Source organism: Streptomyces sp. NPDC019224 (assembly GCF_040632605.1).
GTDB lineage: Bacteria > Actinomycetota > Actinomycetes > Streptomycetales > Streptomycetaceae > Streptomyces.
The window spans coordinates 86,954-93,001 of record NZ_JBEYCF010000009.1 but is presented as its reverse complement, the minus strand read 5'-3'; the positions used below and the strand labels follow the sequence as shown (position 1 = coordinate 93,001).

Below are 6,048 nucleotides of genomic sequence, written 5' to 3'. Positions count from 1 at the left end.
CTCAGAAGATCTCGCTGATCGCCGTCCGGGTCGCGTCGTTGATGCTGGTCCCCGCGCCCGAGGCGTCGCCGCTCCGGGAGATGTTGGCGCCGAACTCGGTGAACATCTTCACCACGGCGTCCTCGGCCAGCAGATAGTTGTTCCCGGAGCTGCTCAGGGCGACCGCGACCCGGTTGAGCACGCTGTACTTCGCGTCCTCGTCGTCCGTGCCCAGCAGTGTGGTCAGACAGGCGTCCAGCCGGTCGGCGAACTTCTTGGCCTCCGCCTGCGTCTGGCCCTGCCAGCCGAGTTCCAGCGCACTGAGCGTGTTGAACAGCGTCTTCAGGGTGTCGCTGATCTCACCCACCAGACCGCCGGCCCCGTCCGTGCCGCCCACCAGCCGTCCCAGGGTCACCAGTTGGCTCGCGTACACGGTGATGACCCCGTCGGTGACCGTGGTCGCCGCGGCGTAGGGGGCGTCGATGTCAGGCTGTGTGATCACGGGTCCTCCTGCCCTGGTCGGCCCGTGCGGCGGGCCGCGGTCGTCACGCCGTGACGTTCACGGTGTTCTGCAGTTCCGCTTCGTGGTACGTGTCGTAGGCGCTCTGCATCCGCACGGCCATCTCGGCCAACAGCTCGAACAGCTGCCGCATCGCCGCGTCGAAATCGGTGTGCAGAACGGCGAATGACGTACCTGCCCGGCTGTGCCATACGTCCTCGGCACCGCTGAACGCCTTGTCCACCTGGGCGGTGAGCTCTTCAAGGGTCTGGTGGCAGCCGTTGACGGTGCCGATGGCCTCGCGCAGCTGCGCCAGATCGGCCAGGAAATCACCGGGGCTGGGAGGACTGGGCACGCTCGTACCCTAGGACGGGCCACCGCCAGGGGTAACTTCCCTTTTCCCGCGCCGTATCGCGTCCCCGAACAGGGACCTGGACGCGGTGACCGGGCACCGGCAGGGTGGCTGCGGCCGGCTGCCGCCCGAGACCGGGTACCGGGCGATGTACCGGGCGGCCCGGGGCCCGGCCGCACCGCATCCGTCCCACCAGCACCGGGAGTGACCGTGGCGACCATCGAGCCGAAGAACTCGGCGCACGGCCCGGCGCGGGCCCCCCTGGACACCTCCGGCAGCTCCTCGGACACCCAGAGCACCGGTAACGGCACGGCGGCCGAGGCCACCGTGGAGATGCCCGCCCTCGCCATGATCTGGGGCGACGCCCCGCCGATCACCGCGAACCTGGGCCCGACGCCGTCCGGCGGCGGCGGGGCGGCCTCGACCGCGGTCGGCGGCTCCCACCCGGAGATCACCGTGGACCTCGGCAGCATCCGGGAGTCCATGCAGGGCCTGCTGGAGTCGTCCAGGACGGCGGTCGAGGGCTACATGGCGATGGTCGCGCGGGTCTCCGGCGCGGTCAACGACAGCACCGTCTTCGGCCAGAACGCCCAGCTGATGGTGGACAACTCGTTCTTCGACTTCTCCACCGGCATCTGGTCCCTCGATCCCCAGGGCCCGCACCTCGAACCGGACACGGAACTCCAGCAGGCCGCGAAGGAGTTCGCCGCCGGCATGAACCCGGCGATGACGAAGGTGATGCGGGAATGCGCCGACGCCATCGAACTCGTCGGCCAGTTCATCGTGCTGATCGACCGGGCCGGCAGCACCTACGCCAACGCCGACTACAACTCGGTCTTCCCGGAGATGCCGCCGACGCCCGTCGTGGGATAGGACCGCCCGAAGCCCCCGGACCGGTCACCGAAGCGCCTCGTAACCGCCCCCGGCGGAGGGGGCACGACGCCGGTCCTCCCCCCACTCCGGTTCCGGTACGTCCGCCGGCAGCAGGGTCACCAGTTCTGCCGTCGTCGGCTCGGGCAGGTCCGCGAGCCGGCCCGCGTGTCGTTCGGTCATCTGCTGGAAGAGCTGCCTGGCACCCCGGCCGTTGCCGAACGTCTCGTCGCGCACCAGGCCGTCGAAGTGCTCGCGCAGCGCCTCGGCGGTCCCCTCGCCCAGCTCGTAGCGGTGCTCGGCGGCGTGCCGCGCCACGATCCCGGCCAGTTGCTCGGCGTCGTAGTCGTCGAAGACCAGGGTGCGGGTGAAACGGGAGGCCAGGCCCGGGTTGGCGGAGACGAAGTGATCCATCTCCTCCGGGTATCCGGCCACGATCACGACCACGTCGTCCCGGTGGTCCTCCATCAGCTTGACCAGGGTGGCGATGGCCTCCTGGCCGAAATCGCCGCCCTGTCCGTGCGGTACCAGCGCGTATGCCTCGTCGATGAACAGCACCCCGCCGAGCGCCTGCCGGAACGCGGCCGTGGTGCGCGGCGCGGTGTGGCCGACGTACTCGCCGACCAGGGTGCCCCGGTCGGCCTCCACCAGGTGGCCCTTGGTGAGCAGGCCGAGCGCGGCCAGCAGCCGCCCGTACAGCCGGGCCACCGTGGTCTTGCCGGTGCCGCTGTTGCCCGCGAAGACCAGATGGCGGCTGAGCGGGGGCGGCGGCAGACCGGCCTCGGTGCGGCGACGGACCAGCCGCATCAGCTTCACCATCGTCTCGACGTCCTGCTTGACCCGCTCCAGCCCCACCAGCGCGCGCAGTTCGCCGAGCAGCTCCTCCAAGGGCTCCTCCCCGGACGCCGTGGCACCGCCGTCGCCCGTCACCGGTACGGCCACAGAGCCGCCGCCCGGCCCCGACCCGCCCGTCACCGTCGTACGCTCACCCTCCGGCGCGAAGCCGGCATCCGTGCCGGTGCCGGTATCGGACTCCGGCGTGCCCACCGGGGTGCCGGCGGCCGCCAGGGAACCCGGTGGCAGATCGCTGGTCTCCACCGCGTCGATCCGGCAGTCCCGGAACACCGCCCGGGAGCCCTCCGCCAACCGGACGTCCTCGGCGGTGTGGTGGATCAGGACCCGCCGCAGCACGGGTGAGGCGTCCCGGCCCGCGAACACCGCCGGGCAGTCGGTCGAGCCGAACGTGCAGTCGGTGAGTTCACCGGCCGCGCCGTCCGCCGCGTACAGACCGTTGCCTTCGGCGCGGGTGACCCGGGTCCCGGTGATCCGGGGGCGGGCCCCGGCGAGGATCACCAGGGCGCTGCCCGCCGTGTCGAGGACGTGGCAGCCGATCAGCCAGGGCGCGGCGCGTTCTCCGATCCGGATGCCCAGCTCACCGCTGTTCCGGACGCGTAGACCACTCACCTGGGCTCCGGTGTCGGCCCCGATCAGCAGACCGGTACGGCAGGCGGTGAGTTCGCCGCCCTCCAGCAGCGGGCGGTGCGGGGTGGTCAGGTCGATCCCGGTTTCGGCGCCGGTCACGCGGATCCGGCGGGCGGTGAGGTCGCCGCCCGCGACGGAGATCCCGGCCATTCCCACCGGCCCGATCCTGGTGTCCTCGACCGTGGCCAGTGCGCCGTCGCCCACCCGTATGCCGTGCTGGGGCACGTCGCTGAGGACACAGCCGCGCAGCACGGCCCGTACGCCGTCGCCGAGATGGACGGCGGTGCAGGTGCTCTTCGTCACCGTGCAGCCGGTCAGCCGCAGGGCCGCCCGATACGTCGCGAACACCCCGTTGCCGCCCGCGCCGGTCACGGCGCAGTCGTCGAGGGCGGCCCGCGCACGGCTGTGCACGGCGACCCCGCTGTCTTTGGTGTCGCTGACGCGGCAGTCCGACATCCGCAGAACGGCTCCGTCGTCGGCGAGCGCGCCCACCCCGCCGGTCCCCTCGATCCGGCAGTTCCGCAGCGTCAGCCCGGCGCCGGGGCCGCCGGCCCGGACACCGAGGTGCCCGGCGGTGATCCGGCAGGCGTCGAGAACGACGGCGCCGGCGGGGTCCGGGAACCCCGCCGCCGGACGGTCCGTCACCGCACCGCCTGCGCCCGGACGGTCCGTCACCGGGCCGCCCGTCCCCGGACCGGCGGTCGCCGAACCGCGAGCACCGGCCGGGCCGGCCGGACCACCCCTACCGGCATCACCGCCGGTCACCAGGACGCCCTGCTTCCCGCTGTCCGCCAGCAGGCAGTCCCGCAGCAGCACCGGACGTCCGCCCGCCACCACCTGTACGGCACTGGCGGCGGCGCCGCTCAGTGTGCATTCGGTGAACTCGCCCCCGGCGCCGTCCCGCAACACCAGCGCGTCCTCGGGCGCGCCGGTCACGGTCAGCCCGTGCGCACGCACCTCCACGTGCCGCTCGGCCAGCAGCCCCGCCCCGTCCAGCGTCACATCCGTCAGCTCGGTACGGCCGGGCCCGGACAGCCGTACCGCCACCGCCGTCCCGGTCGCCCGCACCCGGCAGCCGCGCAGGGCCGTGACGGAGTCCCCGGAAACCTCCAGGGGGCCGCCGCCGATCTCGCACTCCTCGAACTCCACCGCGCCGCCGGTCACCCGGACCGCCGCCCGGCCGCCGGGGCCCTCCACCACCAGCCCGCCGACCCTGACCGTGCCCCCGGTCACGGTCAGCGGTACGCCCCGGGCGCCGGTCAGCCGCACCGAACCGGGACCCTGTTCGGCGACGAGCGCGACATCCCCGGCGAGCACCAGCGTCTCGGCGTACACGCCGGGCTGGACCGAGACGACGGCGCCGGGAGCGGCGGCCCTGAGCGCCGCGCCGATGGTCTTGTGGGCGCCCCACCCGTGCGGGCCGACCCGCAGGGCCGTGCCGCTGCCCCGGCCGATCACGCGGCGACGCAGGACAGCCGTATCGGGGCGGCCGCGTGGTGCCCGTGCTGGGTGTCCCTGTCCTCGCCGGTCCCGGTGTTCACCATCCGGATGGTCAGCGGACCGCCGCTGACCCTCCAGGAACCCGCCCTGACCCAGTCGCCGCGGTGCGCGACCTGGTTGACGCTGAACGATCCGGCCGCCGTGCCGCCGCTCTTCGTCGAGTTGTAGAGGGCGTAGTACGAAGGGGAGCCGCCCACATAGGTCTTGCTGGCGTGGTTCGGTACGTACACCGACACCGTGCAGGTACCGGAGGTGAAGGCCGAGCCGTAGTCGAACTTCCAGAGGAAGTAGGTGTCCGCGTCCCGGCTGCCCGCCGAGCCGGACATCGGCAGCGACACGTACCGTCCACTGCATCCGCCGCCGGTGTAACCGCCGGTGGAGCTGCGCAGCCAGCCGTCGATGCCCGCGTCGTAGTCGGGGTCGGCGGCCCACACCGTGGCGCCGGAACCGCTGGGGCAGCCGTAACCGGCGAGGGCGGTGAAGGTGGCCTTCGCGACGGTGGCGCCTTGGACCTTGGGCGACGCGGCGGGGGCGGCGGTGCCCGTGGGCCCGGTGCCGGCTCCGGACGCGCCGTTGGCGGCGGTGCCGCTGCCCTTACCCGGTCCCGGGCCGGACCCCGCGCCCGTGCTGCCGGGCCCCGATCCGCCCGTTGCGTCCGTTGCGTCCGTTGCGTCCGTTGCGCCCGTTGCGCCGCCGGAGCCGCCTGCCGCGCCGCCGGCTCCGCCCCTCGCGCCGCCGGAGCCGCCTGCCGCGCCGCCGGATCCGCCCTTCGCGCCGCCGGATCCGTCCGGCGTCCGGGACGCGTGTCCGCCCGGCCCGCCGCTCCTGCCCACCGGGGAGGCGGACGGGGAGTGCGCAGCGGCCTTGTCGTCGGACCCGCCTCCGGAGAAGGCGCCCACCACGACGGCGGTCAGTCCCAGCGCCACCACGACCGAGATGCCGACCAGCAGCAGCCGGCCGCCCGCCCGCCCGGATTCACCGGCCGGGCGTACGCCGGAGACGAACGCCGAGATGAAACCGTGGCGGTCCTCCTGGGTGAGACGGTTCGGCGCGGGGGAGCCGGCGGGCTGTTCGGGGGTCTCCGGGTCGGACACGGATCTGCCTTTCCTGGTGCGGGCCGCGTGAGGGTATCCAGCGCGGACGGACGGGATAAGAGGGGTATGCGAAAGCCCAGGTGAAGATCGCACCAGTGGAAGATGAACTTCCGATTTCGCTCACACAGGCATGCGATAAGTGCGCTTCGGGCATCCCGGCGATGCGTAACCTGACCGCCGAACCGGGGGCATCGCCGCAGGTGAACGCCTTCGCGAGAGGGCAGCGGGCCTCGTGGCGCCGTCGCGAGCCACGGGACGAAGACGGCCCGTGC

The 6,048-nt window shown here is 73.2% G+C and carries 5 protein-coding genes; 1 reads left to right on the top strand and 4 read right to left on the bottom strand.

Annotated features, from left to right (window positions below; all coding sequences use genetic code 11):
• Position 1: 1 nt before the first annotated feature.
• Together ABZ564_RS08395 and ABZ564_RS08390 are read right to left on the bottom strand one after the other, a co-directional pair.
• On the bottom strand, positions 2–481 hold the full coding sequence (locus ABZ564_RS08395) for a hypothetical protein (RefSeq protein ID WP_360851563.1): 480 nt from the start codon (positions 479–481) through the stop codon (positions 2–4).
• Between the two features lie 43 nt (positions 482–524).
• Positions 525–833, bottom strand: coding sequence for a WXG100 family type VII secretion target (locus tag ABZ564_RS08390; protein ID WP_360851560.1), 309 nt, complete (start codon positions 831–833; stop codon positions 525–527).
• Between the two features lie 207 nt (positions 834–1,040).
• On the opposite strand from ABZ564_RS08390, the gene ABZ564_RS08385 reads away from it, so the two are divergent.
• On the top strand, positions 1,041–1,703 hold the full coding sequence (locus ABZ564_RS08385; RefSeq protein ID WP_360851557.1) for a hypothetical protein: 663 nt from the start codon (positions 1,041–1,043) through the stop codon (positions 1,701–1,703).
• Between the two features lie 24 nt (positions 1,704–1,727).
• Here the strand turns inward: ABZ564_RS08385 and ABZ564_RS08380 are convergent, their stop codons facing one another.
• The gene (locus tag ABZ564_RS08380; protein WP_360851554.1) at positions 1,728–4,640 is read right to left on the bottom strand and encodes a right-handed parallel beta-helix repeat-containing protein; all 2,913 of its coding nucleotides are present in this window, start codon (positions 4,638–4,640) and stop codon (positions 1,728–1,730) included.
• Positions 4,637–5,776 (bottom strand): hypothetical protein, encoded by a 1,140-nt coding sequence (locus ABZ564_RS08375; RefSeq protein ID WP_360851551.1) that lies wholly within the window; start codon positions 5,774–5,776, stop codon positions 4,637–4,639. The genes ABZ564_RS08380 and ABZ564_RS08375 overlap by 4 nt, the downstream gene beginning before the upstream one ends.
• Between the last annotated feature and the right edge of the window lie 272 nt (positions 5,777–6,048).